Source organism: Rhizobium sp. BK602 (assembly GCF_014195095.1).
Classification (GTDB): Bacteria; Pseudomonadota; Alphaproteobacteria; order Rhizobiales; family Rhizobiaceae; genus Rhizobium.
Genome location: NZ_JACIBC010000004.1, coordinates 205,229 through 231,723, shown reverse-complemented (window position 1 = coordinate 231,723; position 26,495 = coordinate 205,229). Strand labels below are relative to the sequence as shown.

Annotated in this window: 22 protein-coding genes; 7 read left to right on the top strand and 15 right to left on the bottom strand. The window is 63.7% G+C overall.

Annotated features, from left to right (window positions below; genetic code table 11):
• The first annotated feature begins 11 nt into the window (after nt 1–11).
• Together FHX11_RS14795 and FHX11_RS14790 are read left to right on the top strand one after the other, a co-directional pair.
• Nucleotides 12–854: an ABC transporter permease gene (locus tag FHX11_RS14795; protein ID WP_184358400.1), complete on the top strand. Its 843-nt coding sequence runs from the start codon at nt 12–14 to the stop codon at nt 852–854.
• Between the two features lie 4 nt (nt 855–858).
• Nucleotides 859–1,596 carry an ABC transporter ATP-binding protein gene (locus FHX11_RS14790; RefSeq protein WP_184358399.1) on the top strand — a complete coding sequence of 246 codons (738 nt, stop codon included), beginning with the start codon at nt 859–861 and terminating at the stop codon, nt 1,594–1,596.
• Between the two features lie 14 nt (nt 1,597–1,610).
• Here FHX11_RS14790 and FHX11_RS14785 read toward each other — a convergent pair whose 3' ends face one another.
• The 7 genes from FHX11_RS14785 to FHX11_RS14755 form a co-directional block, all read right to left on the bottom strand.
• Nucleotides 1,611–1,994 (bottom strand): GFA family protein, encoded by a 384-nt coding sequence (locus tag FHX11_RS14785; RefSeq protein WP_184358398.1) that lies wholly within the window; start codon nt 1,992–1,994, stop codon nt 1,611–1,613.
• A 132-nt stretch (nt 1,995–2,126) separates the two neighbouring features.
• Nucleotides 2,127–3,848 (bottom strand): ABC transporter ATP-binding protein, encoded by a 1,722-nt coding sequence (locus FHX11_RS14780; RefSeq protein WP_184358397.1) that lies wholly within the window; start codon nt 3,846–3,848, stop codon nt 2,127–2,129.
• A gap of 300 nt (nt 3,849–4,148) precedes the next feature.
• Nucleotides 4,149–4,862, bottom strand: a complete 714-nt coding sequence (locus FHX11_RS14775; protein WP_184358396.1) for a DUF899 family protein — start codon at nt 4,860–4,862, stop codon at nt 4,149–4,151.
• A 130-nt stretch (nt 4,863–4,992) separates the two neighbouring features.
• Nucleotides 4,993–5,631, bottom strand: coding sequence for a DnaJ domain-containing protein (locus FHX11_RS14770; RefSeq protein ID WP_184358395.1), 639 nt, complete (start codon nt 5,629–5,631; stop codon nt 4,993–4,995).
• 277 nt (nt 5,632–5,908) lie between these two features.
• Entirely contained in the window at nt 5,909–7,411 is a 1,503-nt protein-coding gene (locus FHX11_RS14765) for a DegQ family serine endoprotease (RefSeq protein WP_184358394.1), read from the bottom strand.
• Between the two features lie 264 nt (nt 7,412–7,675).
• Nucleotides 7,676–8,332 (bottom strand): DUF2161 family putative PD-(D/E)XK-type phosphodiesterase, encoded by a 657-nt coding sequence (locus FHX11_RS14760; protein WP_184358393.1) that lies wholly within the window; start codon nt 8,330–8,332, stop codon nt 7,676–7,678.
• A gap of 34 nt (nt 8,333–8,366) precedes the next feature.
• A complete protein-coding gene (locus FHX11_RS14755; RefSeq protein ID WP_184358392.1) occupies nt 8,367–9,263 on the bottom strand; it encodes a LysR family transcriptional regulator in 897 nt (298 codons plus the stop codon).
• Between the two features lie 145 nt (nt 9,264–9,408).
• On the opposite strand from FHX11_RS14755, the gene FHX11_RS14750 reads away from it, so the two are divergent.
• Nucleotides 9,409–10,602: an MFS transporter gene (locus FHX11_RS14750; RefSeq protein WP_184358391.1), complete on the top strand. Its 1,194-nt coding sequence runs from the start codon at nt 9,409–9,411 to the stop codon at nt 10,600–10,602.
• 26 nt (nt 10,603–10,628) lie between these two features.
• Nucleotides 10,629–11,459, top strand: coding sequence for an aldo/keto reductase (locus FHX11_RS14745; protein WP_184358390.1), 831 nt, complete (start codon nt 10,629–10,631; stop codon nt 11,457–11,459).
• 43 nt (nt 11,460–11,502) lie between these two features.
• Here FHX11_RS14745 and FHX11_RS14740 read toward each other — a convergent pair whose 3' ends face one another.
• From FHX11_RS14740 to FHX11_RS14730, 3 genes are all read right to left on the bottom strand, one after another.
• Nucleotides 11,503–14,763 (bottom strand): cellobiose phosphorylase, encoded by a 3,261-nt coding sequence (locus FHX11_RS14740; RefSeq protein WP_184358389.1) that lies wholly within the window; start codon nt 14,761–14,763, stop codon nt 11,503–11,505.
• A gap of 117 nt (nt 14,764–14,880) precedes the next feature.
• Complete coding sequence (locus FHX11_RS14735) at nt 14,881–17,352, bottom strand: glycoside hydrolase family 2 protein (protein ID WP_184358388.1); 2,472 nt, start codon at nt 17,350–17,352, stop codon at nt 14,881–14,883.
• Between the two features lie 31 nt (nt 17,353–17,383).
• Complete coding sequence (locus FHX11_RS14730) at nt 17,384–18,097, bottom strand: FCD domain-containing protein (RefSeq protein ID WP_184358387.1); 714 nt, start codon at nt 18,095–18,097, stop codon at nt 17,384–17,386.
• Nucleotides 18,098–18,224: 127 nt separating this feature from the next.
• Here FHX11_RS14730 and uxuA point away from each other — a divergent pair, with 127 nt between their 5' ends.
• Together uxuA and FHX11_RS14720 are read left to right on the top strand one after the other, a co-directional pair.
• A complete protein-coding gene (gene uxuA / locus FHX11_RS14725) occupies nt 18,225–19,415 on the top strand; it encodes a mannonate dehydratase (RefSeq protein ID WP_184358386.1) in 1,191 nt (396 codons plus the stop codon).
• Between the two features lie 182 nt (nt 19,416–19,597).
• Nucleotides 19,598–21,673: an EAL domain-containing protein gene (locus FHX11_RS14720; protein WP_184358385.1), complete on the top strand. Its 2,076-nt coding sequence runs from the start codon at nt 19,598–19,600 to the stop codon at nt 21,671–21,673.
• Here FHX11_RS14720 and FHX11_RS14715 read toward each other — a convergent pair.
• On the bottom strand, nt 21,662–22,039 hold the full coding sequence (locus tag FHX11_RS14715) for a hypothetical protein (protein ID WP_246781011.1): 378 nt from the start codon (nt 22,037–22,039) through the stop codon (nt 21,662–21,664). The genes FHX11_RS14720 and FHX11_RS14715 overlap by 12 nt on opposite strands.
• A gap of 157 nt (nt 22,040–22,196) precedes the next feature.
• Here FHX11_RS14715 and FHX11_RS14710 point away from each other — a divergent pair, with 157 nt between their 5' ends.
• A complete protein-coding gene (locus tag FHX11_RS14710; RefSeq protein WP_184358384.1) occupies nt 22,197–22,619 on the top strand; it encodes a glyoxalase/bleomycin resistance/extradiol dioxygenase family protein in 423 nt (140 codons plus the stop codon).
• 15 nt (nt 22,620–22,634) lie between these two features.
• Here FHX11_RS14710 and FHX11_RS14705 read toward each other — a convergent pair whose 3' ends face one another.
• Genes FHX11_RS14705 through FHX11_RS14690 form a run of 4 tightly spaced genes read right to left on the bottom strand, consistent with a single transcriptional unit; the run spans nt 22,635 to nt 26,468 of the window.
• A complete protein-coding gene (locus FHX11_RS14705) occupies nt 22,635–23,465 on the bottom strand; it encodes an alpha/beta hydrolase (RefSeq protein WP_184358383.1) in 831 nt (276 codons plus the stop codon).
• A 34-nt stretch (nt 23,466–23,499) separates the two neighbouring features.
• The gene (gene kynU / locus FHX11_RS14700) at nt 23,500–24,747 is read right to left on the bottom strand and encodes a kynureninase (RefSeq protein ID WP_184358382.1); all 1,248 of its coding nucleotides are present in this window, start codon (nt 24,745–24,747) and stop codon (nt 23,500–23,502) included.
• Nucleotides 24,748–24,760: 13 nt separating this feature from the next.
• Nucleotides 24,761–25,684 (bottom strand): ABC transporter permease, encoded by a 924-nt coding sequence (locus FHX11_RS14695; protein WP_184358381.1) that lies wholly within the window; start codon nt 25,682–25,684, stop codon nt 24,761–24,763.
• Nucleotides 25,685–25,688: 4 nt separating this feature from the next.
• A complete protein-coding gene (locus tag FHX11_RS14690) occupies nt 25,689–26,468 on the bottom strand; it encodes an ABC transporter ATP-binding protein (protein ID WP_184358380.1) in 780 nt (259 codons plus the stop codon).
• Between the last annotated feature and the right edge of the window lie 27 nt (nt 26,469–26,495).

The window sequence follows — 26,495 nt, the reverse complement described above, 5'->3', positions numbered from 1 at the left end:
TTGTCATCGCCATGACGGACTTGGCCGAGACTGGCATCAAGACGGAAACGGAAACGCCGCGCCCGGTCGCGGCGTCGACCTTTTATGGGTTGGGCGCCAGGATGGCGGTGGCTATCCTGCTGCCGGCGTTGGGCCTTGTATTTTGGGAGATCGCCGTTGCGGCCGGCTGGTTTTCCGGCCGCCTCATGCCGCCGCCATCCAGGGTCGCCGCGACCCTGTGGGCGCTCTGGAAATCCGGCGAATTGCCCAATCATATCGTGATCACTAGCATCCGGGTCTTCCTCGGTTTCGTCATCGGCGCCGCAACCGCGACCATTGCCGGGGCCGTGACCGGCTATTTCGGGCTGGCACGCCGCCTGATCGATCCGTCGCTGCAGGCGCTGCGCTCTATCCCATCGATCGCCTGGGTGCCGCTGTTCATTCTCTGGTTCGGGATTTTCGAGGCGTCGAAAGTGGCATTGATCGCGGTCGGCGTCTTCTTTCCGGTCTATCTCGGCGTGTCGGGCGCCATCCTGTCGGTCGATCGCAAGATCGTCGAGGTCGGGCGCATCTTTCGCCTGTCCGGCTTCGCGCTGGTGCGGCGGGTCATGCTGCCCGCGGTCTTTCCGGCCTATGTGACGGCGTTGCGGTCCGGTCTCGGCCTCGGCTGGATGTTCGTCGTGGCGGCGGAGTTCATGGGCGCTTCGGAGGGGCTCGGCTATCTTCTCGTCGACGGCCAGCAATTGGGCAAGCCGGACCAGATCATGGCCGCCATCATCACCTTCGCCGTCATCGGCAAGTTGACGGACAGCCTGCTGCTGGCGGCAACGACACCGTTTCTGACCTGGCAGGACAGTTACAGGCGCGAGGGATGAGCCGATGCTGACGCTGCGAAACCTGGCAAAGACCTATGCGAACGGCGTACGCGCGCTGGAGGGCTTTTCACTTAGCCTCGCTCCGGGCGAGATCGTCGCCGTGATCGGCGGCTCCGGCTGCGGCAAGAGCACGCTGCTGCGGCTGATCAGCGGTTTGGAAAGTCCCAGCCACGGAACGGTCGAACTCGACGGAGAACGGGTCACCAAGCCGCATCCGTTGATCAATCTGATCTTTCAGGAGCCGCGCCTGCTTCCCTGGTTGAGCGTTGCCAACAATGTCGGTTTCGGCCTTGCCGAACTCGACGGTGACGACCGCCGGCGGCGGGTGGAGGCCGCGCTGCAAAAGGTCGGTCTTGAACAATTCGGCGGACGCTGGCCGAAGGAGCTGTCGGGCGGTCAGGCCCAGCGGGTGGCGATTGCCCGCGCGCTGGTCACCCGGCCGGAGGTGCTGCTTCTCGACGAACCTTTTTCGGCGCTGGATGCCTTCACGCGCGCCGATCTGCAGGATCACCTGCTCGACATCTGGTCGGAGACCCGCCCGACGCTGGTGCTGGTGACGCATGATATCGACGAGGCGCTCGTGCTTGCGGACCGGATCATCGTCATGCGGCCATGGCCGGGCCGCATCCTCGATGAGATCAGGATCGACCTGCCGAGGAAGCGCGACCGGGCGGCCGCGTCCTTCGAGGCCGCCAAACGGCAATTGCTAGCGTCGCTCAATCGATCATTGCAGCCGTCCTGATCTGGCGGCCGGGCTCAATCCCGCTCGATCTCGACGGCGACCCAGGGGCTGCGGTGATCCTCGTAGACGCTGAGGGAGGGCGCCAGCCCCTGCTTGTCCTCGAAGGTTCCGAGTGCGATCGCGACAAGGCCGGGACGGAAGGCAGGGAACCAGAAAACGGTGGAGCCGCAGTTCGGGCAGAAATGGAAGGTCAGCGGCTTGCCGCTGTCGCCAAGCCGCTCGTAGAGGCTCGATCTGCCGGAATGCTCGACCCTGTCGATGGGATAGAACACCGCGACGCCAAAGCTGGAGCCGGTCCTGCGCTGACACGACAGGCAATGGCATACGGCGATTTTCACGGGCTCTCCCTGCGCGGTGATCGACAGCGCGCCGCAGGAACAGGATGCAACTCTCTTCATTCCCCTTCTCCCCTTGCCGTAACGACGATGCTTGAGATGCCACGGGAAATCGGCACCAGATGCGCTTCCGGCAACCGCGCCGGCAGACATCCGGGTATCCGTCATTCCCCCAGCGTCTTCCTCGTCACCGCTTCATGCGAAGGCGCTGAACTGGGCATTGTGAAGCCGGGCATAGGCGCCGCCGCGCGCCAGCAGTTCGGCATGGGTGCCTTGCTCGACAATGCCGTTCGTGCCCATGACGATGATGCGGTCGGCGTTGCGGATGGTGGTCAGCCGGTGCGCCACCACCAGGGTCGTGCGCCCCTTCGACAGATCGGCCAACGCTTGCTGGATGGCGTATTCCGTCGCCGTGTCCAGCGCCGATGTCGCTTCGTCGAGGATGAGGATCGGCGGGTTCTTGAGGAAGATGCGGGCGATGGCGAGGCGCTGCTTCTGCCCGCCGGATAGTTTGACGCCGCGTTCGCCCGTGGGCGTATCGAGGCCATCGGGCAGGGACGAGACGAATTCGTCGAGCGAGGCGCGCCGCAACGCTTCCATGATCTCCTGATCGGATGCCCCGAGGCGGCCATAGGCGATGTTCTCGCGAATGGTCGATCCGAACAGGAAGACGTCCTGCTGCACGATGCCGATCTGGCTGCGCAACGAAGCCTGTGTCATGTCGCGAACGTCGATGCCGTCGATGCTGATGCTGCCGGCGGTCACGTCGTAGAAACGCGGGAGCAACGAGCAGATCGTCGTCTTGCCCGTTCCCGACGCGCCGACAAAGGCCACCGTTTCACCGGCGGATATCGTCAGGTTCAGGTCTTCGAAGATCCTGTCCTGATCGGAATAGCCGAAGCTGACGTCGTCATAGACGATATCGCCCTTGAGACGATCGACGGCGATCGCGTGCGGGCGGTCGGCAAGGTCGGGTTCCGTATCGATCAGCGACAGGAAGCGCTTGAAGCCGGCAATGCCCTTCGGGTAGGTCTCGATCACCGACGTGATCTTGTCGATCGGACGGAAGAAGACATTGATCAGCAGCAGGAAGCTGACGAAGCCGCCATAGCTCAATTCGCCCGATATGACGAACCAGGTTCCAGCCATCATGACGAGGAGCTGCACCAGGCGCGTGCTGAAATAGCTCAAGGCTATGCTCGCGGTCATGTAGGCGTAACCGTCGAGCTTGGTGGCCTTGTAGTCCTCGTTGTGGTTGGCGAAGAGCTGGCTTTCGTATCCTTCGTTGGCGAAAGCCTTGACCACGCGGATACCGCCGACGGTTTCCTGCATGCGCGTGTTGAAATCGCCGACCTTACGAAACAGGCTGCGCGAATTCAGGGTCATTCTCGCGCCATAGCGGCTGACCAGCCAGGTCATGAAGGGCACGATGGTCGTCGTCAGCAGCGCCAGTTTCCAATGCACCGAAAACATCAGCAGGAAGGCGCCGATGAAGGTCATGATGGCGATGAACAGGTCCTCGGGGCCGTGATGGGCGATCTCGCCCACCTCCTCGAGGTCCTTGGTGACATGGGTGATCAGATGCCCCGTCCTGTTATTGTCGAAATAGCGGAAGGAGAGTTTCTGAATGTGCTCGAAAGCCTGGCGCCGCATGTCGGTTTCGATGGAGATGCCGAGCGCATGACCCCAATAGTTGACGATCGCCGTCAGGCCGGTCGTCAGCGCGTAGACCGCAAGCAACAGCGCGGCGGTGGCGGCGATCAGCCCCCAGTCGCGGCTCGGCAGCAATTGATCGACGAAGAGCTTGACCGCCAGCGGAAAGCCCAGCTCCAGCAGGCCGGCGAAGACCGCGCAGCCGAAGTCGAGGAAAAACAGCGTCTTATAACGCGCGTAATAGGAGAAGAAGCGACGTAACATGGATGCCCTCCGTGGGCATGGAAGAAGTCATGATCAGACAAGGATGGGCCAAAGCAGCCCGCATCGGCAGCGCTGCTCAGCGTTGATGGATGCCGAAATCTCTCATCTGACGAACCTCCCTCACGAGTCGCATGGTCCTTATAGCTGACGAGCAGGTTGCTGTCATCCCCGCGGGTGCTGCGAAAGGGCGAGACAAGCGGGCCGCGGCTGGAGCGGATTGACAGGCAGCCGGCTATCCTGGCGGTCTCGTCGTGCCTGCCGCAGGAGTGTCGTGATCGGTCTTTTCCTCTGCCCGCTCGGTCAGTTCCGCCCGTAGGAAAGCTTCGGATACCAATCCCTCGCCCGTCCTTCCGGCGTCATGTCAAGGATGGTCCAGAGCGGCATGAGGTCGGGTGCTCCGCGTGGGTCCTGTCCGGGATCGGCGGTCACGGGCCCCATCTCCTCGCTCCAGAAATGCCGAATGGTGCCATCCCTGCGGGTGAAGACATTGATGGCCGCATCGTCGCTGCCGCCCGGCCCCAGGGCGCGATAGTCACGACTGTAGTCGCCGGTCGGATCGGAGTAGAGCGGCAGGCTGCGCCAGCTGCGCTCGCGCTGGAAATCCATCAGCCGTTCGATCGGCGAGCGTGCCACGACGGCGATCGCCATGCGCTGTTCGATATCGAGCACTTCTCCGTCGAGCGCCGACAGCAGGCATGTGCACATCGGGCAGGGGCGTGGTCGTTCCGGGCCGAACATGTAGCTGTAGATCAGCAGGCTTTCCTTGTCGTCGAACAGATCGGCGAATTCGACCGGGCCGTCCGGGCTGATGAACTGATAGTTCTTCTTGATCTTGCCGCCCGACGGCAGCGCGCGCCGCATGACGGCGACGCGCTCGATATGGCGGCGAAGTTCGATCTCCTCGGCCAGCAGGGCGTCCCGCGCCTGCCTGTATTCGACGCTCTCGTTGGGAAAACGTGCGCCGTTGCGTTGCGCCAGCTCGGCGGCCGGCACATAACCATCCTCGTTGATCATGATATCCTCCCTGATCGTTCCGTGGGCCGGTACTGGTCGAACGACGGCCTCGGATTTCGACATCGTGGCGGAAGGACAACCCGGTTGCCGATGGAAAGTTCCGGCGTCGGATCACGCTGTCTGGCGGGATTTACTGGGCGGCGGCGCGCGCCCCGGCTGCCTCGTCCCACTCCAGCTCCAGCGCGTCGTCTTCCTCGTCGGAGTCCTCGTGCACATCAACAACATAGAGATAGCCGTTGAGCATGTCGCAGGCGCGTTCCGTGGCGTCGATCTTGGCTTCCGTTTCACTGATCGCGGTGGCGATCGCCTTGATGCGGGCGCGCAGCATATGGCCGACGACATCCTTGCTCGGACGCTCTCCCAGCCGGTCCAGGTGCAGGCGGATGCGGTCGGAATGACGCTCCAGCTCGCTCTTGCTGAAATTCGCCTTGCGGATTTCCTCGGCCAGGCTGGCACGCATATGGGCGACCGGATCGAAGGTTCCGGGCTCGCGCTCGTCCAGAACCATGTCGGTGATCAGCTTCTCGATGGCGACCAGCGCCTGCAGGTCGACGGCGTCGGTCAGCTCGACATCATAGCCGGTATCGTCGAAGAGCTTGCGGCGCACGGGGTCGAGCAGCAGTTCATAGGCTTTCTGCAGCCGCCCGAAGGCTTCGGTATCGCCGCCGGAATCGGGATGTGCCGCCTTCGCCCGCTTGCGATAGGCCGCCTTGATCTGTTCGTCGCTCGCATCGCGCCCGATGCCGAGAATGTCGTATGGATCGGTCACTCCAACTCCTGCCGCCGCTCAGCCCCGTCCAAAGTCCTGAAGCCCTGTCGTTACCATGATCGGCGGGCGTTCGGCCCGCCGGGCGGACAGTTCGCATCCGCCGCCGCCCTTCTTCTTTATCATCACCGCGGCAGAGTTTGGACAAAAAGATCATTACCGAGGCGGAAACGTGTCTTCTGTGGAAATGGTAAGTTTTGAAGCGGGGCAGGGAGGTGTTGGAAAATAGTTGACCCCGCTTCCGTCGCCGGAAGCGGGGTTGTCAGTAATCTGCTCGATGTCACGCGGCCGAGAAAGGCACGGCGACGAAGGTCTTGTCGCCGCCGCGTTCGATCAGCAGCAGCACGGACTTGCGGCCCGCCTTGCCGGCCTGCGCGACCGCGGTCTGGACATCGTGGGCGCTATGGACCGGCTGGTCGTTGACCGAGACGATGATGTCGCCGGTCTGGATGCCGGCGGCGGCGGCCGGCTTGTCCGGGTTGACACTGGCGACGACAGCGCCCTCGGCGCCGCGCGGCAGGTTCAACTGCTGGCGTAGATCCGGCGTCAGGTTGGCGAGGCCGACACCGAGGCTCGGCTGGCTGGAGGGCTGGACCTTGCCGTCGCCGCTGTCGTTGGCGGCCTGCTTGCCGTCGTCATTGCCGCCGATGGTGACGTTGACATCCATGCTCTTGCCGTCGCGCCAGAGGGTGAGCGAGCGCTTGTCGCCCGGCGAGAGATCGGCGACCAGGCGCGACAGGTCCTTCGGCGTCTTGACGGTCTCGTTGCCGACGGCGGTGACGACGTCGCCGGTCTTGATGCCGGCGCGGGCGGCCGGCGTGTCGTCGTTGACATTGGCGACGAGCGCGCCCTGCGGCTGCGCGAGGCCCATAGCATTGGCGACATCGGCGGTGACGGGCTGGATGGCGACGCCGAGATAGCCGTGGTCGATCGAGCCGTTCTTTTCGAGCTTGGCGACGATCTCCTTGGCCTGATCCGAGGGGATGGCGAAACCGACGCCGACGCTGCCGCCGTTCGGCGAATAGATGGCGGTGTTGATGCCGACCACATTGCCCTCGCGGTCGACCAGCGGGCCGCCGGAATTGCCGTGGTTGATCGGCGCGTCGATCTGGATGAAGTCGTCATAGGGTCCGCTGTGCAGGTCGCGGCCGCGGGCCGAGACGATGCCGGCGGTGACGGTCGTGCCGATGCCGAAGGGATTGCCGATCGCGAGAATCTGGTCGCCGAGCTTCAGCTTGTCGGAATCGCCCCAGGCAATGGTCGCCAGCGGCTTCGGCGCCTTGATCTTCAGGACGGCGAGGTCGGATTTGGCATCGGCGCCGAGAAGCTTGGCCGGCAGTTCGGTGCCGTCATCGAGCGTGACCTTGATGTCCGTGGCATTCTGGATGACGTGATTGTTGGTGACAATGACGCCGTCCGGGCTGATGATGAAGCCGGAACCGAGCGCCATGGCGCGCTGGCTGTCGCGATGCTGCGGCGCTTGGTGCGGGAAGGGAATTCCCTGGTTTTCGAAGAATTGGCGGAACTGCTCGTCCATCGGCGAGTCGCCGGCGTCCGCGCTGGTGTCGGTGGCCTTCATGGTGGTGGTGACGGTCACGACCGCCGGCTTGTCGGCGTCGACGATGGGGGCGAAGGAGCCGCCCGGCGCGACGATGCCGGCCGGTTCGGCGGCCGAGGCGACGGCCGCGGGCGTGTTGAAGGCGAAGGGCAGCGCGCCGGCGCCGACGACAATGGCCGCTCCGACGATGGCTGCGGTTCGATGTTTGCGAAGAAGAGATGACATGGCAAAAGTCCCTTGCGAGATCGTTGGCGATATGGCGTCTTGTCCATGTCCGGGACAGGCGTCGAATGAATGGGCGCCAACTCTTTGCGGGAGCTCTGCTTCAGTCTCTTGACGATGAATGCAAAGTATAAAGATCGATTGGCGCTGGTTGTTAATATGATACGCCGATCGATTTTTACAAATTAAATATTGATCATGTTTTTATTGCGTAAATTTAAGAATATTACCGAAATTTAATGGTAATTCGCCGGAATTTTTCCATATTTATTGTTCAGGCGCCGGCCATCTTTTCAATGCTTCCGCGCCGAGTTCGGTCAGGCCGTAAATGCCGCGATCGAGGCGTTCGAACCATCCGTAGACATTGTCCCGCAGAATTTGCGGCGCTTTGGGCGCCTGGGCGCGCATATCCTTGGGGCGCTGCTGGCCGGCCACGATGGCGGCGGCGCAGGCGAGTGCCTGCTGGCGATAGGCGGTCATGATCGGCGCGCGCGTGCTGCCGCCGAGCGCCGGGTCGCCCTTGCGCCGCCGGTGTTCGTCGACAAGACGGACGCGCTTGCGAAGGTTCTTGCGCGGCATCGGCGCCACCGGGCTGACGATGACATCGACCGCGCCGCTGTCGGAAACCGACAGCATGCCGAAGCCGAGCCTGCGGCAGAGATCGCGGAAACGCCGGTCGCCTTCCCGTCCCTTGCCTTTTGCAGAGACGCGGGCGGCGATCCAGACTTCGTCGCTCGCCTGGGCCCGGTCGACGGCCTGCAGGATAAGTTCGAGATTGAAGCTCAGCTTGAGCTCGCAAATGACGACGACCGGCGGCTCGCCATCGCTGAGCCCGACGAGATCGCAGCCGCCGATCTCGCCCTTCACGGCATAGCCGGCCGTCTCCAGGAAGGTCTTGATGGGCAAGTAAAGCGCGGTTTCCAAATCTTGTTCTCGGGCTGGCGGTTTCAGGGAGGTTCTATCCGATTCGCGCCACCAGGAAGTCGATAAAGGCGCGGATGCGGGTGGCGAGATGGTCGTGGCCGGCATAAACGGCGTGAATATGCTCGATATCGTCCGGATTGAAATCTTCGAGCACCGGCACCAGTAGCCCGGCATCGATATCGGGCTGCACATGAAACCGGCCGACACGGGTAAGACCCATGCCTTCAAGGCAGAGACTGCGCACCGTCGGCCCGTTATTGGCCTGCAGGTTGCCGTAGACAGGTTTCACGAATTGGGAGCCGGTGCGCGGATCGCGAAACGGCCAACCCTCGGCGGTCGGCCGGAAATTGAAGGTCAGGCAATTGTGACGGTCGAGTTCTTCCGGCGTTGCCGGCAGACCCATCCTTTCGATATAGGCCGGCGAGGCGACGATGACGCGGCGGCTGTCCAGCAGCTTGCGGGCCTTGAGCGAACTGTCGCGCAGCGCGCCGACCCGAATGGCGACATCGGCGCGTTCGCCGACGATATCGATGACGCTGTCGGTCAGCGAGATATCGAGTTCGATCTCGGGATAGCGCATCAGGAAATCGGGAATGAGCGGGACGAGGCAACGGACGCCGAAGGCGACGGAGGCGCTGACGCGCAGCCGGCCGCGGGGCACCGCCGCTCCGCCGGCGGCAACCATGCGCTCGGTCTCCTGGATATCGGCGAGGATCGCCTGCGCCCGTTCGAGATAGACTTCGCCTTCCGGCGTCAATTGCAGCGAGCGCGTGGTGCGAACGAGGAGGCGCGTGCCGAGCCGGTCCTCCAGCCGGGTGACGAGCTTGCTGACGGCGGAGGGCGACAGGCGCAATTTCCGTCCGGCAGCCGAAAAGCTGCGAAGCTCCGCCACCCGGACGAAGACATCCATCTCACCGGCGCGATTGTCCATCCGCTCGCCTCACTGCTTTGAATTCAATTCACAAGTGTTGAGTTTATATAGACGATTATCGAATGAATGTCTTGGCCCCATATTCTGCCCGAACAAGAACCAGCGCAGCCCGTAGTCCGGCTGCCTTTTTCGAACGGGTCATCCCATGCCACTCGCTCTTTTTGCCCTGACGATCGCGGCCTATGCGATCGGCACCACCGAATTCGTCATTGTCGGCCTGTTGCCGACGGTGGCGAGCGATCTTCACATCACCCTGCCGCTCGCCGGCCTCATCGTCAGCGTCTATGCCCTCGGCGTCACCTTCGGCGCGCCGATCCTCACCGCGCTGACCGGCCGCATCGAGCGCAAACCGTTGCTGCTCGGTCTGATGGCGCTCTTCGTCGTCGGCAACGGCATGGCGGCCTTGAGCCCCGGCTACGCACCGCTGCTCGTCGCCCGGGTGCTTTCGGCCTTCGCTCATGGCGTCTTCTTCTCCGTCGGATCGACGATTGCGGCCGATCTCGTGCCGGAAAACCGCCGCGCCTCGGCGATCGCCATGATGTTCATGGGCCTGACGGTCGCGATCGTCACCGGCGTGCCGCTCGGCACTTTCATCGGCCAGACCTTCGGCTGGCGCGCCACCTTCGCCGCCGTCGCCGTGCTCGGTGTCATCGCCTTTGCCGGTATCGCCCTCTTGCTGCCGTCCAGCCTGAAAAAGGCACCGCCGGCCGGCATTGGCGAGCAGGTTCGCGTCCTCGGCAGCGGCCGTCTGCTGATCGTCTTCGCCATGACGGCGCTCGGCTACGGGGGCACCTTCGTCGCCTTCACCTTCCTCGCCTCCATCCTGCAGGAAGTCACCGGCTTCGCCGCCTCCGCCGTCAGCCTGATCCTGGTGCTTTACGGCGTTGCCATCGCCATCGGCAATGTCGTCGGTGGGCGGCTTGCCAATGCCAATCCTGTGAAGGCATTGACGGGGCTCTTCGTCGCCCAGGCGATCGTGCTCGTGCTGTTCAGTTTCACGGCCGTCTCGCCCTGGCTCGCCATTCCGACGCTGGCCGCCCTCGGCTTCCTGTCCTTCGCCAACGTGCCGGGCCTGCAGCTCTATGTCGTCCAGCTCGCGCGCCAGGTTCGCCCCGCCGCCGTCGACGTCGCTTCGGCACTCAACATCGCCGCCTTCAATCTCGGTATCGCCGCTGGCGCCTGGATCGGCGGGCTGGTGGTCGAATCCTCGCTCGGTCTCGGCGCCACACCCTGGGTCGGTGCGATCCTGGTTGCCGCCGCGCTCGTCCTCACCCTCTGGAGCGGCGCGCTCGACCGACGCTCGGCTCCGGCGGGCCAGGCCGCTTCCTGCGCCGCCTGATCATCTTGCTACCGAAAGGAAATCCCATGCAATTCGTCAGCGCCAACGGCGCCTCCATTCCCACCCTCGGTTTCGGCACCTTCCGCATGCCGGGTCCCGATACCGAACGCATGGTCTCGTATGTGCTCGATAACGGCTATCGCCATATCGACACCGCCCAGATCTACGGCAACGAGGCCGAGGTCGGCGACGGCATCCGGCGCTCCGGCCTTGCCCGCGCCGATCTGTTTCTCACCACCAAGGTCTGGGTCGAGCACTATCGGCACGATGCTTTCATCGCTTCGGTCGAGGACAGCCTGAAGAAGCTGAAGACCGACTATGTCGACCTGCTCCTTCTCCATTGGCCGAACGATGCCGTGCCGCTCGCCGAACAGATCGGCGCTCTGAACGAGGTCGCGAAGGCCGGCAAGGTCCGCCATATCGGCGTTTCCAACTTCAATCGGGCTTTGATGACGGAGGCGGCGGAACTCAGCGAGCTGCCGCTCGTCACCAATCAGGTCGAGTATCACCCCTATCTCGATCAGTCGCCGGTGATCGAGATGGCCAGGGACCTCGGCATGTCCGTCACCGCCTATTATGCCATGGCGGATGGCAAGGTGCTGAATGATCCGGTGTTGAAGGCGATCGCCGGCCAGCATGGCAAATCAGTCGCGCAGATCGTCCTGCGCTGGATCGTGCAGCAGGGGCTGGCCGTGCTGTCGAAGACGGTCTCCGAGACCCGCGCCCAGGAAAATGCGGCGATCTTCGACTTCGAGCTGACGGCGGAAGAAATGGCGGCGATCCATTGGCTGGCTGAGCCCAGCGGGCGGATCGTCAGCCCCGATGGCCTCGCGCCGGTCTGGGACGCGGCCGCCTAGTTGAGCATGCGAGGGGAGCCGCTGAAACGGCTCCCCTTTGCAATCATGCTTCGAAATCCAGGTCGACCTTGGAAACGGTAACCGATGCCGGCAAGAGCGGTTTGCGGATGCGCTGGCCGAAATGGCGCTTGAAGCCAAGGACATTGCCGACGAGGCTCTTGGTAAAGAGGCCCGGACCACTCGAATAGATGCGCCAGCCACCGTCGACGGCGATATCGCCGGCCTTGACGCGATCCCAGTCGGACGATGCGTGATAGCGGTCGTCGAAGGCCGCGTCGCTACTGCTGAAATAAGTGTTGCGCTGGCGTGGCGACGCGTGGTCGAGCCTGTCGCTGACGGCGATCGGGTTGGCGAGCGCCAGTGCCGCCCACACGCCCTCCGCGTCGTCCTCCAGAGCCAGCGCCTCACAGTAGCGCAGATGCGCGTGCACATACATCAGCCCGATCTCACGGCCGAAGAAGGAGGAGGATTCGGCGCGGCGGAACAGCGTTTCCGGCCCGCCCGCATAGGTCGCCGGCTTTTCCATCAGCCGTACACCGTCCGGGAAGAGCAGGTTTTCCTTGATCAGTCTCATGTGATCGTGCCGCTGTTCCGGCGTGAACAGGCCGCCTAGCATCGGCTGCGTCATCGCGATCAGCGAATAATGCAGGCCGGTGCGGGTATCGCTCGGGTGCAGCAGCAGCTCCACGCCGTCATGGCTCGGATCGAAGACGCCATAGCCGGCGACGACGCCGTCGCGCATCAGGAGGCGATTGAAATCGTCGCGCATGGCGGCGGCGGTCTGCTTCAGCGACTGCGCCTCCTCGTCCCGGCTCGCGAGCGTTAGGATCGCGGCGTAGCGCAGCAATTGCTCGTAGAGCAGTGACACGGTCCAGCTGCTGACCATCCAGTCGCGCAGATGCGGATCGGCCGGCTGCAGGCTGTCGTTCCAGTCGCCTTCGCCGTAGCGGATGAGGCTGGTGCCGGGCACGAAGCGGCTGCGGACGGTGGCGAGCAGCTTTTCGACATGCTCGGAAATCGTCGCCTTCTCGGCGGTCCGCTCCACGGTGTCGTCGGCTCGCCAGGGCACGGTTTCGGCGAGGAAAGCGATATCGCCGGTCGCCTCGATATAATCGCAGAGCGCCTTCAGCGGCCAGACGACGATATCGCCATGGCTCTCGCCGGCGCGGATATTGGCATAGGGATCGAGCATGAACCATTGCGGCCAGTCGCCCCGGTCACGATATTGCTCGGAAAAGACCGAGAGTAGGACCTCTTTCACCTCGGTGTCATGCTCATAGGCCAGCAGGAATTCCACCGGTCCCTGGCAGACATCGCGCGTTCCCCAGGCCGCACCCGTATATTGCTCCAGCCCGTGCGGTACGCTCAGATGCACGATGGCGTCATGCGCCAGCCAAGGCAGCATGACGGCTTGCGCGGCGACATCGGGACCATCGCCCTCGATGCGCAGCCCGCGCGTCACATGGTTCCAGAAGTGCTGCGCGGGTGCGAGCATCTCTTGGCTGTCGACGCCTGTCTGATAGCGTGCCGCAAGCGTTTCGCCCGCTGCCGCATCGGCCATCGAGCCGGTAACGGCGAAGCGGAAGCCCTGGGTCGGGCGAGACCGCAACGCGATGAAGGGGCCGTTGCGCGCGATGCCGTCATCATAGAGCAGTTCGTCGCCGCCGATCGCTTCGAATGCGTCGGGCGTCGAAGTGACGAGATGATAGGCGGCCTGCGGGTAGCGGTCCCACAGCCAGGAGGGCTGCGGCCGGAAGGATATCCGCTTGGCCACCGTGTCGATGGTGATGTTCGTCACCGCTTCATAATCGCGCTCGCCGAGTACGATATGGCCGAAGACCAGGAAGCGGCAGGCCTCGCCCTCGACGGTGACATCCCATTGCATGGCGGGATCGTCACCGGAGGCGGCCGCCGTCACCGTGATGGTGCGGCCGGGGAGCCTGTAGATCCACCTGACATCGCTCAAGCCCATGTCGAATACCGAGGGCACGCCGAGCAGGCGCCAGCCGTCGCCGACATCCACGAGCATGCGCAACCCGCTCGCCCGCGTCAGATTGTAGGGATCGCGCGAGACCGAGAACAGCTTGTGGAAGGAGGTGTTGCCGATGGTGAGCTGTGCCGCAAAAATGCCCTGCATCCAGCAGGTCGCCGCCAGCGTCCGGTCGTCGAGCAGCATGTTCTGGCCGCTGCGGACGATGGCGCCATGACGCCGTGCCACCGCGCGTTCCTTTTCCGGGAGCACGATGTGACGGTTGAGCGTACCGTCCGGTACGAAGAAGGAATAGAGCTCGCCGCCCACGCGCTCTTCCAGCAGGCGCTCGGGATAGAGCCGGTCGATCGCCGCCGGGTCCAGCGGCTCGGTCGGAAGCAGTGGGGCATCCTGCACCAGACTGCGCAGCGGTGCGGCGCCGGCAATCTCCGTCTCGACCAATTGGCCGAGCGCCTTGGGAAGGGCATCGAGACGCGCGAGGTCGGCATCGCCGGAGGCGGCGGGGTGGTCGGCCACGAACAGGCCGAAGAAGGTCGTAGCCTGGACGGCCTTTGCAGCGAGAGTCAACGGCTTCGACTGGATCGCCGGGCAGGCGACCTCATGTTGCCGGCGTATGCTCGGCAGGTTTTCGCCGAAACCCGGCACGATGGGGGTGTCGTCGACATGCGCCGGCACCAGCAACTGGATCGCATCCGTGGCATAGCCGGCCGCGCCGTCAAGGCAACCCTGCGCCAACCAGGGATTGCGTCCGCCGCCCTGCTTCAGATTTTGCCGGTTCATCACGACAGGCCCGAAGGTCGGATGCTTGGCGATGTGATGGTCGATATATTGCGAGGCATAGGCCTCGCTGTTCATCAGGAAGCCCCGGTCGCCGAGGCCGATATCCTGGATCAGCACGAGATCAAGCGGGACGGTTTCCTGTCCCTTATTTTCTAATGAGACCTGCCAGAACCAGACGCTGTCGCTGGGGTGAAACTGCAGCCGCGCCGTATGGCTTATGCCGGCGGTTTCGCCGCTCCATGCGAAAGCCGTTTCGTCATGGCCGAAGGATACGGCCGCCTTTGGGCCGACGATTTCGGCGACGGCGGGCTGTGCGCCGCCGATGCGCAGGTAAATCCGGCCGATGCCGCCGTAAGCCGGCGATCCCAGCACCTGATTGATCATCACGCCGCCCTGCTGATCGGAAAAATCGATGGAAAACAGCGTGCCGTTCGGCAGGACGGACGCCGAAAGGCCGGCATTGTTGGTAAGCGTGGAAAGACCGAGTTCTTCGCGCCGGGGCGTTTGAAAGCTGCGATTGTATTCCGAAGGCATGGTCGGGTCTCGCTGAATCATGGGTCGGGTCAGCCGCACTAGATCACAAGCGACCGCGCGATCATAGGAGGCAATTTGCCCTCCGCGACCGCAATCTTTCGTGACGAGGCTTGTGTCTTACGGATGCCGGCCGGCGCCCGCGACCTCATTGGCGGTGCGGATGACCGGGGAGAGATCGGCATCGTCCCAGGCCTCTTTCGACAGGCCCTTGATATGGAAAATCTTGCTCTCGCCCGGCATCAGATTGACCAGCATGTCGTCGACCTCGGCATTCGGGCCGATCCGGTCGGCAAACAGGCAGAGGTCGCGCAGGAAGCTCTGCGCCGTGATGGTGACGGCGACGCCCTCGGCGGTCTGGGCACTCTCGACGTCGAAGCGCGGCTGCGGATAGTGCAGCTTCATGTCCTTTTCGAAGAACCACCAGGCCTCTGAATCGCCAAGCCGGGCGCGCAAAAATTCCCGCTGCGGATCGCCGGGCGTGGCCACATCTTGGGGAATGGCGATCTCCGCATTCTCGAAACGGTCGCAGAGGATGCGCCAGACGGAATGGCGGGCAAGCAGCGTGCCGTTGACATCGAAGCGCTCGACGGTGAAGGGCACCCGCCAGAACAGGGTCGCGTCGTTGACGGCGATGGCGGCAAGGCCGGCGCCGCGCGGCTGGATGGTGAGGAGATGCGGGGCGTAGCTGTTGCGCAGCGCATACCAGAGCGGCTTCTTCCGCCCGCCGCCGTCGACTGCCGCCCAGGAGGTGACCGGCCAGCAATCGTTAAGCTGCCAGACGATCGCGCCCATGCAGGTAGGGCGATGCGAGCGCATGTGATCGATGCCGAAGCCGATGGCGCGCGCCTGGTTGAGTTGGGTGACGAACAGCCAGTCGTCGAAGCTCTGCGGCGGCGGAAACCAGCCCTCCAGCCCCTTGATGAGCTTGTCGTTGCCCAGCGTCGCCTTTTGGTGATGCAGCACGCCGGGCGAGGCGGGGGCACGATCCTTCTCGCGTACGGATTCGGCAAGCGTGCCGTAGGTCGGCGGCGCCTGCCAGCCGAATTCGGAGCAGAAGCGCGGGATATAGTTGCGGTAGGTTTCGTAACCCACCTCGTTCCAGACATCCCATATGTGCTTGCAGCCATGCTCGTCGGCGTTCGGCGGGATATCCATGGAGCCGGAATAGGGACTGCCGGGCCAATAGGGCCGTGTCGGATCGATCTCGGCGACGAGTTTCGGCAGGAGGTCGAGATAATAGCCGGCGCCCCAGGGCCGGTTGGCGAGAACATCCTGCCAGCCCCAGTCGAAATAGCCCCAGATATTCTCGTTGTTGCCGTTCCAGGGCACCAGCGAGGCATAGGGCATCAGCCGGGTGATGGCCTCGCGCGCTTCCGCCTCGACCTCGCCATAGACCGGCTCCTCTTCCGGATAGGCGGCGCAGGCGAAGAGGAAATCCTGCCAGACCATGATGCCGGCGGCGTCGCATTCCTCGTAGAAGGCATCGGTCTCGTAAATGCCGCCGCCCCAGACGCGCAGGATATTCATGTTGGCGTCGCGGGCCTGGGCGATGCGCTCGCGATAGCGCTCCCGCGTCACGCGCGGCAGGAAGCAATCGTCCGGAATCCAGTTGGCGCCGCGGGCAAAGACCGGCACGTCGTTGATGACGAGCGTGAAGGCGGAGCCGATCTCGTCCGGCGCGGTGTCGAGGCGGACGGAACGGAAACCGACGCGCCGCTGCCAGCGGTCCAGCTCCGTGCCGTCGGAGGCCACGAGCTTCAGATCGAGATCGTAGAGCGGCTGGTCGCCGAGCCCATGCGGCCACCAGACCTGCGGATTGTCGATCCGGCATTCAATCTGCGTATGGGTTTCGCCCTCGGCGATCCGCACCTCCGCGCGCTTGCCGCCGAGCGAGAGCATGAGGGCGGCGCTGTCGGTGCCTGCGCCGGCCCAGTCGATCTCAGCCCTGATGCGCGCGACGCCGACGCCGCCCTGCAGGGTGATCTCCGGGCGGACTGTGCCGAGCCTCGCCTTCGACCAGCTTTCGATGAGGATCGGTTTCCAGATGCCCGCCGTGACGACGGTCGGACCCCAATCCCAGCCGAAATTGCAGGCCATCTTGCGGATGAGGTTGCCGGGGCCGGGATAGTTGGCGGGAATGTCGGCAGCGCTGCCGAGGGCGGTGCGCACCGCCTCGCCATGGGCATAGGCGCTGTCGAAATCGACGATCAGCTCGTTGCGGCCGGCCTTGAGCTTTTCGCGAATATCGAAACGGTAGCTGCGGTGCATGTTGCGCGTTTCGCCGACGAGCATGCCGTTCAGCTCCAGGCGTGCGGCGGTGTCGAGGCCAAGGCAGGAAAGATCGACGCGGTCCGCGCCATCGCCGTCCCAGTCGAAGGCCAGCCGGTAGCGCCAGACCGAGCGGCCGATCCAGTCCTGGGAGATCTCGTTGACGTCGAGATAGGGATCGGTGATCAGCCGGGCCGACAGGAGATCGACATGCACGTTTCCCGGCACCACGGCCGGGATCGCCGCGGGCAGGGAGGGGGCGGTGGAGGGCGCGTGAAGGCGGGAGAGGGTCCAGCCGGTGTCGAGGGGCAGCGTCTTCATGCTTATGGGTCCGTCATGGAAATGGTTCGTGTCAAATCTGCCCCGGTTCTTTGGGCGTCTGGATGAACTGCAGCCCGGCGTGGAGATGACGGTTCATGTGATAGGCATAGGCGATGCGGTCGCGCTGCCGCAGCGCGGCGATGATGTCGCCATGGTCGTCATAGGCGCTGTCGATGGCGATGCGCGATGCCTTGCCGGCCTCCATCAGCCGCTGCAACAATGGCCGCAGAATGCCATAGACTTGTGACAGCGTCTGATTGCCGGCCGATCCGACCAGGGCTGCGTGGAACTCGAAGTCGAGCCGTGCCGCCTCCGGCAGGTCTGGCGCCAGCCGCATGGCCTCGTTGATCGCTTCCAGCCGCGCAAGGGCTGCCGCGTCGATGGCCTGGAACAGCAGATCGGAGAGGTTGACCTCGACCAGCCGGCGAAATCCCTGGATGTCGAGAAAGTTTTCGGCGGAGATGTCGATGGCGAAGGAGAAAAGCTCCATCAGCGCCTGCTGCCGCCGATCGGTGATGACGGCGCCGACCTTCTGCCGGCTTTCGATGATGCCGTAGGCCTTCAGCATGCGGATCGCTTCGCGCACGGTGTTGCGGCTGGTGTCGAACATCGCCGCCAGCTCGATTTCCGAGGGCAGGGCATCGCCGATCCCGAGATTACGCTCGCGGATCAGCCGCCGGATCGCATCGACCACTTGGTCCACCGCCGATCCCCTGTCTTCGATCCCAGCGGTTTCCGTCGTCATGCGTCCTCCATTTTCTGGAATCTTATTGTTGGTCAATAAGAGATGTCAAGCATGTATGTGGGGGCGTAAGGCATGGACATTCGCAGATTCGACGGTATGTTGACCAACAAATTAAGGGAGGCATGGCATGGAGAGTTGCTGGCGTTGGTTCGGGCCTCGCGATCTCGTTCCGCTCGCTCACGCGCGTCAGGGCGGCGCGACGGGCATCGTTACCGCATTGCACGAGATCTCCTATTCCCGCGTCTGGACGCCGGAGGAGATCGAGGCGCGCAAGGCGCTGGTGGAGGCGGCCGGCATGCGCTGGAGCGTCTGCGAGTCCATCCCGATCCCGAGCGCCATCAAGCTCGGCGGCGCTGCCGCTGCGAAGGCGATCGGCGTCTGGAAGGACACGCTGGTCAATCTCGCCCGCTCCGATATCAGGACGATCTGCTACAATTTCATGCCGGTGGTCGACTGGACGCGCACGGACCTGCGTTTCGAGATGCCGACGACGGCGCTGGCCCTGCGTTTCGACATGGTGGAATTCGTCGCCTACGATGTCTTCGTGCTGCGGCGGAAAGGTGCTGAAACGAGTTACGCGCCGGAGCTTGTGCAGCGGGCTGAGACGCGGCTGAAGGGGCTCTCCGAAGACGCGATTCAACGGTTGGAAAGCAATATCATCGCCGGCTTGCCTGGCGGCGAGGACAGCTATGGCCGGGAGGCCGTTCGCGCCGAGATTGCCGCTTTCGACGGAGTGACGGCCGAGGATCTGCGGGCGAACCTTGACAGTTTCCTGTGTGAGGTCGTGCCGGTTGCCGCCGAGGTTGGCGCAAGGCTTGCCATCCATCCCGACGACCCGCCGATTTCGCTGTTCGGCCTGCCGCGCGTGGTGTCTACCACCGAGGATCTGCGCCGCATCGTTGCCAGCGTCGATGATCCGGCCAACGGGTTGACGCTTTGCGTCGGCTCCCTCGGCTCGCGCGCCGACAATGATGTGCTTGCCATCGCCCGTGAGCTTGCGCCGCGCATCAACTTCGCCCATCTGCGCGACGTGGCGATCGAAGTGGATGGTTCCTTCGTGGAGGCATCGCATCTGGAAGGGCGCAGCGATATGTACGCCATTTTGCGCACGCTGCTGGCGGAGGAAGCGCGGCGCCGCGCGGAGGGACGGCCGGATCACCTGATCCCGATGCGTCCCGACCACGGGCACCTGATCGGCGACGATGTCGATAAGCCGACCAATCCTGGCTATTCGTTGATCGGACGGCTGAAAGGGCTGGCCGAGCTGCATGGCGTGATCCATGCTATCGGCAAAATGGATGAGGTTTTGCGACGGTAGAGAGGCTTCGGGATATCGGGAGATTGGTCGGTCGTTGGTCGAACAAGGTGTCCGGTTGCATATTTGGTGAGCTTTTGCCTAAAGCTTGTGCTAGTCTATTATTTTGATTTTGTTTAACTTTTTTTATTATGACTATCGTGTTCCGTATCGTTTCAACGCAAATTGGCTAGGTCGATCCGCATATGAATTCCGTTTGGCCCGACGCTCCGAACGATGACTTTCGATCGCTGTTCGAGACGCATCCCTCGCCGATGTGGGTCTATGATCCCAGCACGCTGAAATTCTTGATCGTCAACGATGCCGCGCGCCAGCTCTATGGCTATAGCCATGAGGAGTATGCCGGCATGACCGTTCTCGACATTCGCCCGCAGAAAGAGCGCGAGCGGATGCGCAATGCCATCCAGCGCCGGACGGATGTGGAGAGGGCGGAGCGCTGGACGCATTTGAAGGCCGATGGCGAGACATTCGAGGTGCTGACCTATGGCCGGGAGATCCGTTTCGACGGCAGGGAGGCTATTCTGGCGATCGTTCAGGATCGCACCGAGGTCAATGCCGCCCGCCGTCAGGTCAGCGATACCCGCTCGCTGCTCGACAGCATCGTCGACAACCTGCCCGTCGGCGTCTTCGTCAAGGACATGGCGCAGGATGGCCGCTATATCCTGTTCAACGAGGCCTGCGCTGCCGCCACGGGCCGCCCGGCGAAGTCCGTTATCGGCCAGAACGACGAGGGAGTTTTCGAGGAAGAACAGACGGCGGCCTTTCGTCAGCAGGACGAGCGGGCCTTCGCGACGACGTCGACCGTCCATTTCGAGGAAACGATCCGGGGCATGGATGGCCTCACGCGCATCCTGAGAACGGCCAAGCGAGCGCTGCCCGCGCCAAAGGGCGAGGCACCGCGTTATCTGCTCGGCATTTCCCAGGATGTCACGGAGGAGCGTGGCGTCGAGGCAAAGCTTGCGCATCTTGCCATGCACGATTCCCTGACCGGCCTTCCGAACCGCGCCTATTTTTCCGACATCATCGTCCGGAAGGTGGCGGCCGCAACGACAGACCGGCCGATGGCGCTGCTCTACATCGATGTCGATCATTTCAAGCATATCAATGACAGCAAGGGCCACGCCGCCGGCGACATGCTGCTGTGCCAGGTCGCGCAGCGGCTTTTGCGGCTTGCCGAGAAGAACGATCTCGTCGCCCGCCTTGGCGGCGATGAGTTCGCGCTGGTGCTCAACATGACGGATGCCGGCAGGGCGCAACGTTTCGCCGATCTGCTGCTGATGTCGCTCGCAGCCCCCTTCGATCTCGACGGCGTTCGCGAACATGTGACCTGCAGCATCGGCATAGCGCTTGCGCCGGACCATGGGAATGATGCCGATGTGTTGATGCGCGACGCGGACCTCGCGCTCTATGCGGCCAAGGGCAGCGGGCGCTCCACCTATCGCTTCTACCAGACGGACATGCGGCTTGAGGCGGAGCGGCGTCACCAGCTCACCGTCGAGCTTCGCGAGGCACTGCAAAACAGCGAGTTCGAGCTTCACTATCAGCCGATCATTCGGCTGGACAATGACGGTTTGTCGGGCTTCGAAGCGCTCATCCGCTGGCGCCATCCGGTGCGCGGGTTGATCGCTCCGGCGGAATTCATCGCCGTTGCCGAGGAAACCGGCATGATCGTGCCGATCGGGGAATGGGTGCTGCGCGAAGCCTGCCGTACCGCGGCGCGATGGCCGAGCCATCTGAAGATCGCCGTCAATCTGTCCGTTTATCAATTCCGGCATGCAAGCCTGCTGGCTACCGTCGTCTCGGTGCTGGATGAGACCGGGCTGCGCCCCGAACGGCTGGAAGTCGAAATCACCGAATCCGTGCTGCTCTCCGAGGTCGAGCAGAGCCTGCAATTGCTGCGCGCTCTGAAGGAACTCGGCATCCGCATCGCCATCGACGATTTCGGCACCGGCTATTCGTCGCTGAGCTATCTGCGCTCCTTCGCCTTCGACAAGATCAAGCTCGATCGCAGTTTCGTCGCCGGCATCGAGACCGATCCCGGCAATCTCGCCATCGTCCGCGCCGTCGTCGGTATCGCTTCGGGCTTCAATGCCGTGACGCTGGCGGAAGGCATCGAGACCGAGGCGCAGCTGGATAAGCTGCGGGCGGAGGGCTATGGCGAGGTTCAGGGCTTTCTGCTCGGACGACCCATGCCGCGACAGGAAGCCGAGGCGCTGATCTCCAGGGAAAGGCGCCCGATGAAGCGGGTCTCATCGTTCTGAGGTGACGGGAACGAAGACGTTCCAGTGCCTTTCCCAGCTGCCGCCAACGGTCCCGGCGCAGGTGACGGCGACATTCGGCGCGGATAGGCCATAGGTTTTGGGAACCCACTTGACCGTCAGCGGAACGGCACATCGCGGCACCTGAATCTTCAGGTTCGGGTCAAGCACTTTCCAATCGGTGCCGCGGGACAGATTTTCCCTGGCGATGAACCGTCTCGCCTCTTCCCGGATCTCGAAGAGGCCGTGCTTCACGCCATTCGTCCTGTCGTCCTCTATGCTACGATAGGCGGCTTCGGATGCCGAACAATGATGGGCCGTCGTGGCGAGCACACCGAGGCAGAGCAGCAGTATCGGTCGTCGATCCATATGCCTCTCGCCTTTCGTTCGGATGCAAGATGTTTTGCCATGAAATGATCATAGGCAAAAATCTTTAGCCTTGCCTGTCGGGAAACGTGACCGGCCATCGTCCTTGGAGCAGCCCGCCGACGGGCGCAACCTTCAAACCTGTTTCGAGGAAACGATCATGACCGATGCAGAACAATCATCCCAGCCGAAAATCCCGGCCAAGGGTGGGCTGGTGGCCTATGTGATGGTGGAGGGCGCCGTGAAGGCGGCCGAATTCTACAAGCGTGCCTTCGGCGCCGAACTCGCCTTCATGTATCCGGCCGACGAACAGGGCCGAACGATGCATGTCCACCTCTATGTCAACGGTAGCTCGCTGATGCTCGGCGATTTCTATCCCGAACATGGCTACGGCGTGGAAAAGCCGCAGGCCTTCTCGCTGCAACTGCTTGTCGACGATCTCGATCCCTGGTGGAAGCGCGCCGTCGACGCCGGAGCCGAGGTTCTGATGGCGCCGCAGGTGATGTTCTGGGGTGACCGCTGGGGGCAGCTGCGCGATCCCTTCGGTATCACCTGGGCGATCAATGCGCCGGTCAAGGCCTGAGGCTGCCGTCTGCGATCAGTCGCCGAGCAGGCTCCGCGTCAGTGGATGCTCGGGATCGGCAAGACCGTCCAATATGGTGTAATGGTTCCGGTCCGGCTCGACGACCGTTGCGGTCGCCGCGCCGAGGCCGGTCCAGATATTGGCGAGAAGCGCGTTCTGGCGGATGAATTCCGACCGTTCCGCACCGCCGACCCAGCAGGTGAGGCGAGTATCGCTCATCGGCTCCAGCAGCGCCGGGCTTTCCGCCAAGGCTTCGGCCACGTCGATGCGCAATTGCGCATTCATGCTTCTCTTCATGATCGGGCGCAGGTCATGCAGGCCGGAAATGGGCAGCACATGCCGGATGCGCTCCCGGACGGAAGCCGCAAGCGGCGAGGTAGTCGTCACCATGCGGGCGGCGAGCTGGCCGCCGGCCGAATGTCCGGTGAGGATCAGCGGCCCATCGATCATGCCGGCGGCAGCCTCGATCGCCGCCGCGATCTCCTGCCCGATGCCGCCGATGCGGATATCCGGGCAGAGCGTATAGGAGGGGATGGCAACGGCGTAACCGCCGGAAACGGCGCCGGCGGCCAGATGCGACCAATAGCTCTTGTCCAGCTGCAGCCAGTAGCCGCCATGGATGAAGACGACCAATCCTTTCGGCAGTCCGGACGGCAGGAAGAGATCGAAACGGTTGCGCGGGCGCGGGCCATAGGCGAGATCCAGCCTGGCCCGACCGTCCGTCGCCATGGCGTCGCGGAAATGCCGCGCCGGCTCCACCCAGGCAGCCGGCCATCGATCGCCATCGACGATATAGGCGCCATTCGTGTAGGCGCTGTCCCAGTCGGTAATCCTGAAATAGCCCATGATCTCTATTGCCTCTTGCCCGATCGTCGCGGTCTCAGGTCACGGCGGAGCGCACGGCAAAGCGTGCATCCTTCCATGAGCCGCTGCTCAGAATATCCTCCAGCACGCCGGCCGCCTGCCAGACATCGCGATAGCTGACATAGAGCGGCGTGAAGCCGAAGCGCAGGGTAAACGGTGCGCGGAAATCGCCGATGACGCCGCGCTCGATCAGGGCCTGCATGATTTCATAGCCGTTCTCATGCGTGAAGGAGACCTGGCTGCCGCGTTTTTCGCTGTCGCGGGTCGTGTCCAGCACGACGCCATAAGGACCGCACTTGGCCTCGACCAGCCGGATGAAGAGATCGCCGAGCGCGATGCTTTTGCGGCGCAAGGTAGCAAGATCGACCTCGTCCCAGACACCCAGCGCGCCCTTCAGGGCTCTGAGCGACAGGACCGGCGGCGTGCCGCACAGGAAGCGCTTGATGCCTTCGCCCTGGGCGAAGCCCTGCTCGAAGGCGAAGGGCCGGGCATGGCTCCACCAGCCGCTGAGCGGCTGGACGATCGAGCCATGATGACGGCGCGCGGCATAGATGAAGGCCGGCGCGCCGGGGCCGCCGTTCAGATATTTATAGGTGCAGCCGACGGCGAAATCTGCCCCTGATCCATCGAGATCGACCGGCAGGGCGCCGGCGCTATGGCAGAGATCCCAGATGACCAGAGCCCCGGCCGCCTGGATCTTTCGCGTCAGCCCGGCCATGTCCCGCAGCGCGCCGGTCTTGTAGTTGACGTGATTGACGAGCACGACGGCGGTCTGGCCGTCGATCAGGCTTTCGATGTCGTCGCCATCCCGGCCCTCAAGCCGAAGCTCGGTGCCCGGCCGTGTCGAGGCCACGCCTTCGGCCATATAGAGGTCGGTTGGAAAACTGTCGCCCTCGGCGACGATGATGGTGCGGTCGGGGCGCATGGCGAGCGCCGCATGCAAGGCCTTGTAGATATTGATCGACGTGGAGTCGGCGACCACCGTCTGACCCGATGCCGCGCCGATCAGCCGGCCGATGCGGTCGCCGAGTTCGACCGGCAGGTTGAACCACCCGGCGCTGTTCCAGCTGCGGATCAGGCCGTTGCCCCACTCCTCCATCATCGCCTGCTTGAGCTCGGCGAAGACATCGTGCGATGCGGCGCCGAGGGAGTTGCCGTCGAGATAGATGGCGCCATGCGGCAGGGCGAAGCGGCTGCGGAAGACGCGCAGCGGATCGGCCTCGTCCATGGCCTCGATGGCGGCAAGATCGGGAAGGCTGTCCATAAGATTGGCCCTTTTATTCGCGCATGGCTTCTCTGGCGGGTGCGCCGCCGCGGCTGCGGCGGATGCTCGGCAGCGCCAGCATGGCGAGCACGAACAGGCCGGTTGCGAGCTTGAGGTTCGGCGGCGGCATGCCGGCGGCAAGGCACAGCGATACGAGCTGGTAATAGATGATCGAGCCGATGAAGGGTGCGAGCAGCTGCCGCAGCACAGTCTGCTTGCCGGTGAAGGCCTCGCCGATCATCAGCGCCGCCAGGCCGTTGATCAGGATGCCGATGCCCATGTTGACGTCGGCAAAGCCCTGCGACTGCACCATCAGCGCGCCGCTGCCGGCCGAAAAGGCACTGGCGATGCCGACGCCGCCGATGGTGGCGGCCCAGACATTGATGCCCTGCGCCTCGGCCATGTCCGGATTGGCGCCGACGGCGCGCATGGCGGTGCCCTTCTCGGTCTTGAAATAGAGGTTCAGCCCGATCAGGACGATGAGTGCGAGCAGGCCGGCAACGACGATCTTGCTCACCGGGAAGCCGGCTTGGGCGAACGGCACCCAGTCGAACACGGTCGGCGAGCCGAAGACGGAGAGGTTCGATTTGCCCATGATGCCGAGATTGATGCTGTAGAGCATGGTCGACATCAGGATGCCGGCGAGCAGCGTATGAATGCGGAAGCGCAGGTGGATGAAGGCCGTGCAGCAGCCGGCCGCAAGGCCGACGGCGAAGGCGGCTACGATCGCCAGCGGCGGCGTGACACCGGCCGCAAGCAGGATGCCGCAGACGCAGCCGCCGAGCGGGAAGGCGCCCTCGCTCGTCAGGTCCGGAAAGCTCAGCATGCGGAACGGGATCATGATGCCGAGCACGACGAAGCTCAGGATGAAGCTCTGGGCCAGCGTGACCGGGATCAGCGAGACGAAGCTCGAAATGGTTGTCTGAAGGAAATCCATGATATCAGCTCACCAGCAGCATGCGGTCGGTCTTGACGGCGAAATGACCGATCAGTTCGGGCACGGTGATGCGCTGCTTGCCTTCGCCGGTGATTTCGAGATGCACGCGGCCGGCATCGAGCATGATGATGCTGTCGCCGAAATCGACGGCGTGCTGCATGTTATGCGTCACCATGAGGGTCGTCAGCTTCAGCGCCTCGACGGTGCGCACCGTCGCCTGCATGACGATATCGGCGGTGCGCGGGTCGAGTGCGGCCGTGTGTTCGTCGAGCAGGAGGACATCAGGCGAACCGCCGACGGCCATGATCAGCGACAGCGATTGCCGCTGGCCGCCGGACAAGAGCTCGACCTTGGTGTCCAGCCGGTTTTCCAGGCCGAGGCCGAGGACGGCAAGCCGCTCCCTGTAGCCGGCGAGCCGCGTCGCGTTCAGGCCCTGGCGCAGGCCGCGCTTCTTGCCCCGCAGCTCGGCCAGCAGCATGTTTTCGGCGACCGTCATGCTAGCGGCGGTGCCCTTCATCGGGTCCTGGAAGACACGGGCGAGGCGGGCGGCGCGCTTGTGCACCGGCATGCCGGTAACATCGTCGCCATTGATGACGATCTGGCCGGAATCGAGGCTGAGCGCGCCGGAAATGGCGTTGAGCATGCTGCTCTTGCCGGCGCCGTTCGAGCCGATGACCACGCCGAATTCGCCTGATTTGAGCGAGAGGGTGAGGCCATCAAGCGCCACCTTCTCGTCCGGCTGTCCCTTGTAGAAAACCTTGCGCGCGGATTTGATGTCCAGCATCCGTGCCTCCCTGCGGAATAACTTGCA

Bases quoted from the DNA above. Each gene is read 5' to 3' on its own strand.
- uxuA (WP_184358386.1), top strand. From the start codon at position 18,225: ATGGAGAGTTGCTGGCGTTGGTTCGGGCCTCGCGATCTCGTTCCGCTC.
- FHX11_RS14785 (WP_184358398.1), bottom strand. From the start codon at position 1,994: ATGAAGAGAGTTGCATCCTGTTCCTGCGGCGCGCTGTCGATCACCGCG.
- FHX11_RS14795 (WP_184358400.1), top strand. From the start codon at position 12: ATGACGGACTTGGCCGAGACTGGCATCAAGACGGAAACGGAAACGCCG.
- FHX11_RS14720 (WP_184358385.1), top strand. From the start codon at position 19,598: ATGAATTCCGTTTGGCCCGACGCTCCGAACGATGACTTTCGATCGCTG.
- FHX11_RS14780 (WP_184358397.1), bottom strand. From the start codon at position 3,848: ATGTTACGTCGCTTCTTCTCCTATTACGCGCGTTATAAGACGCTGTTT.
- FHX11_RS14790 (WP_184358399.1), top strand. From the start codon at position 859: ATGCTGACGCTGCGAAACCTGGCAAAGACCTATGCGAACGGCGTACGC.
- FHX11_RS14710 (WP_184358384.1), top strand. From the start codon at position 22,197: ATGACCGATGCAGAACAATCATCCCAGCCGAAAATCCCGGCCAAGGGT.
- FHX11_RS14715 (WP_246781011.1), bottom strand. From the start codon at position 22,039: ATGGATCGACGACCGATACTGCTGCTCTGCCTCGGTGTGCTCGCCACG.
- FHX11_RS14745 (WP_184358390.1), top strand. From the start codon at position 10,629: ATGCAATTCGTCAGCGCCAACGGCGCCTCCATTCCCACCCTCGGTTTC.
- FHX11_RS14765 (WP_184358394.1), bottom strand. From the start codon at position 7,411: ATGTCATCTCTTCTTCGCAAACATCGAACCGCAGCCATCGTCGGAGCG.
- kynU (WP_184358382.1), bottom strand. From the start codon at position 24,747: ATGGACAGCCTTCCCGATCTTGCCGCCATCGAGGCCATGGACGAGGCC.
- FHX11_RS14755 (WP_184358392.1), bottom strand. From the start codon at position 9,263: ATGGACAATCGCGCCGGTGAGATGGATGTCTTCGTCCGGGTGGCGGAG.
- FHX11_RS14730 (WP_184358387.1), bottom strand. From the start codon at position 18,097: ATGACGACGGAAACCGCTGGGATCGAAGACAGGGGATCGGCGGTGGAC.
- FHX11_RS14740 (WP_184358389.1), bottom strand. From the start codon at position 14,763: ATGCCTTCGGAATACAATCGCAGCTTTCAAACGCCCCGGCGCGAAGAA.
- FHX11_RS14750 (WP_184358391.1), top strand. From the start codon at position 9,409: ATGCCACTCGCTCTTTTTGCCCTGACGATCGCGGCCTATGCGATCGGC.
- FHX11_RS14705 (WP_184358383.1), bottom strand. From the start codon at position 23,465: ATGGGCTATTTCAGGATTACCGACTGGGACAGCGCCTACACGAATGGC.
- FHX11_RS14735 (WP_184358388.1), bottom strand. From the start codon at position 17,352: ATGAAGACGCTGCCCCTCGACACCGGCTGGACCCTCTCCCGCCTTCAC.
- FHX11_RS14690 (WP_184358380.1), bottom strand. From the start codon at position 26,468: ATGCTGGACATCAAATCCGCGCGCAAGGTTTTCTACAAGGGACAGCCG.
- FHX11_RS14695 (WP_184358381.1), bottom strand. From the start codon at position 25,684: ATGGATTTCCTTCAGACAACCATTTCGAGCTTCGTCTCGCTGATCCCG.
- FHX11_RS14775 (WP_184358396.1), bottom strand. From the start codon at position 4,862: ATGATCAACGAGGATGGTTATGTGCCGGCCGCCGAGCTGGCGCAACGC.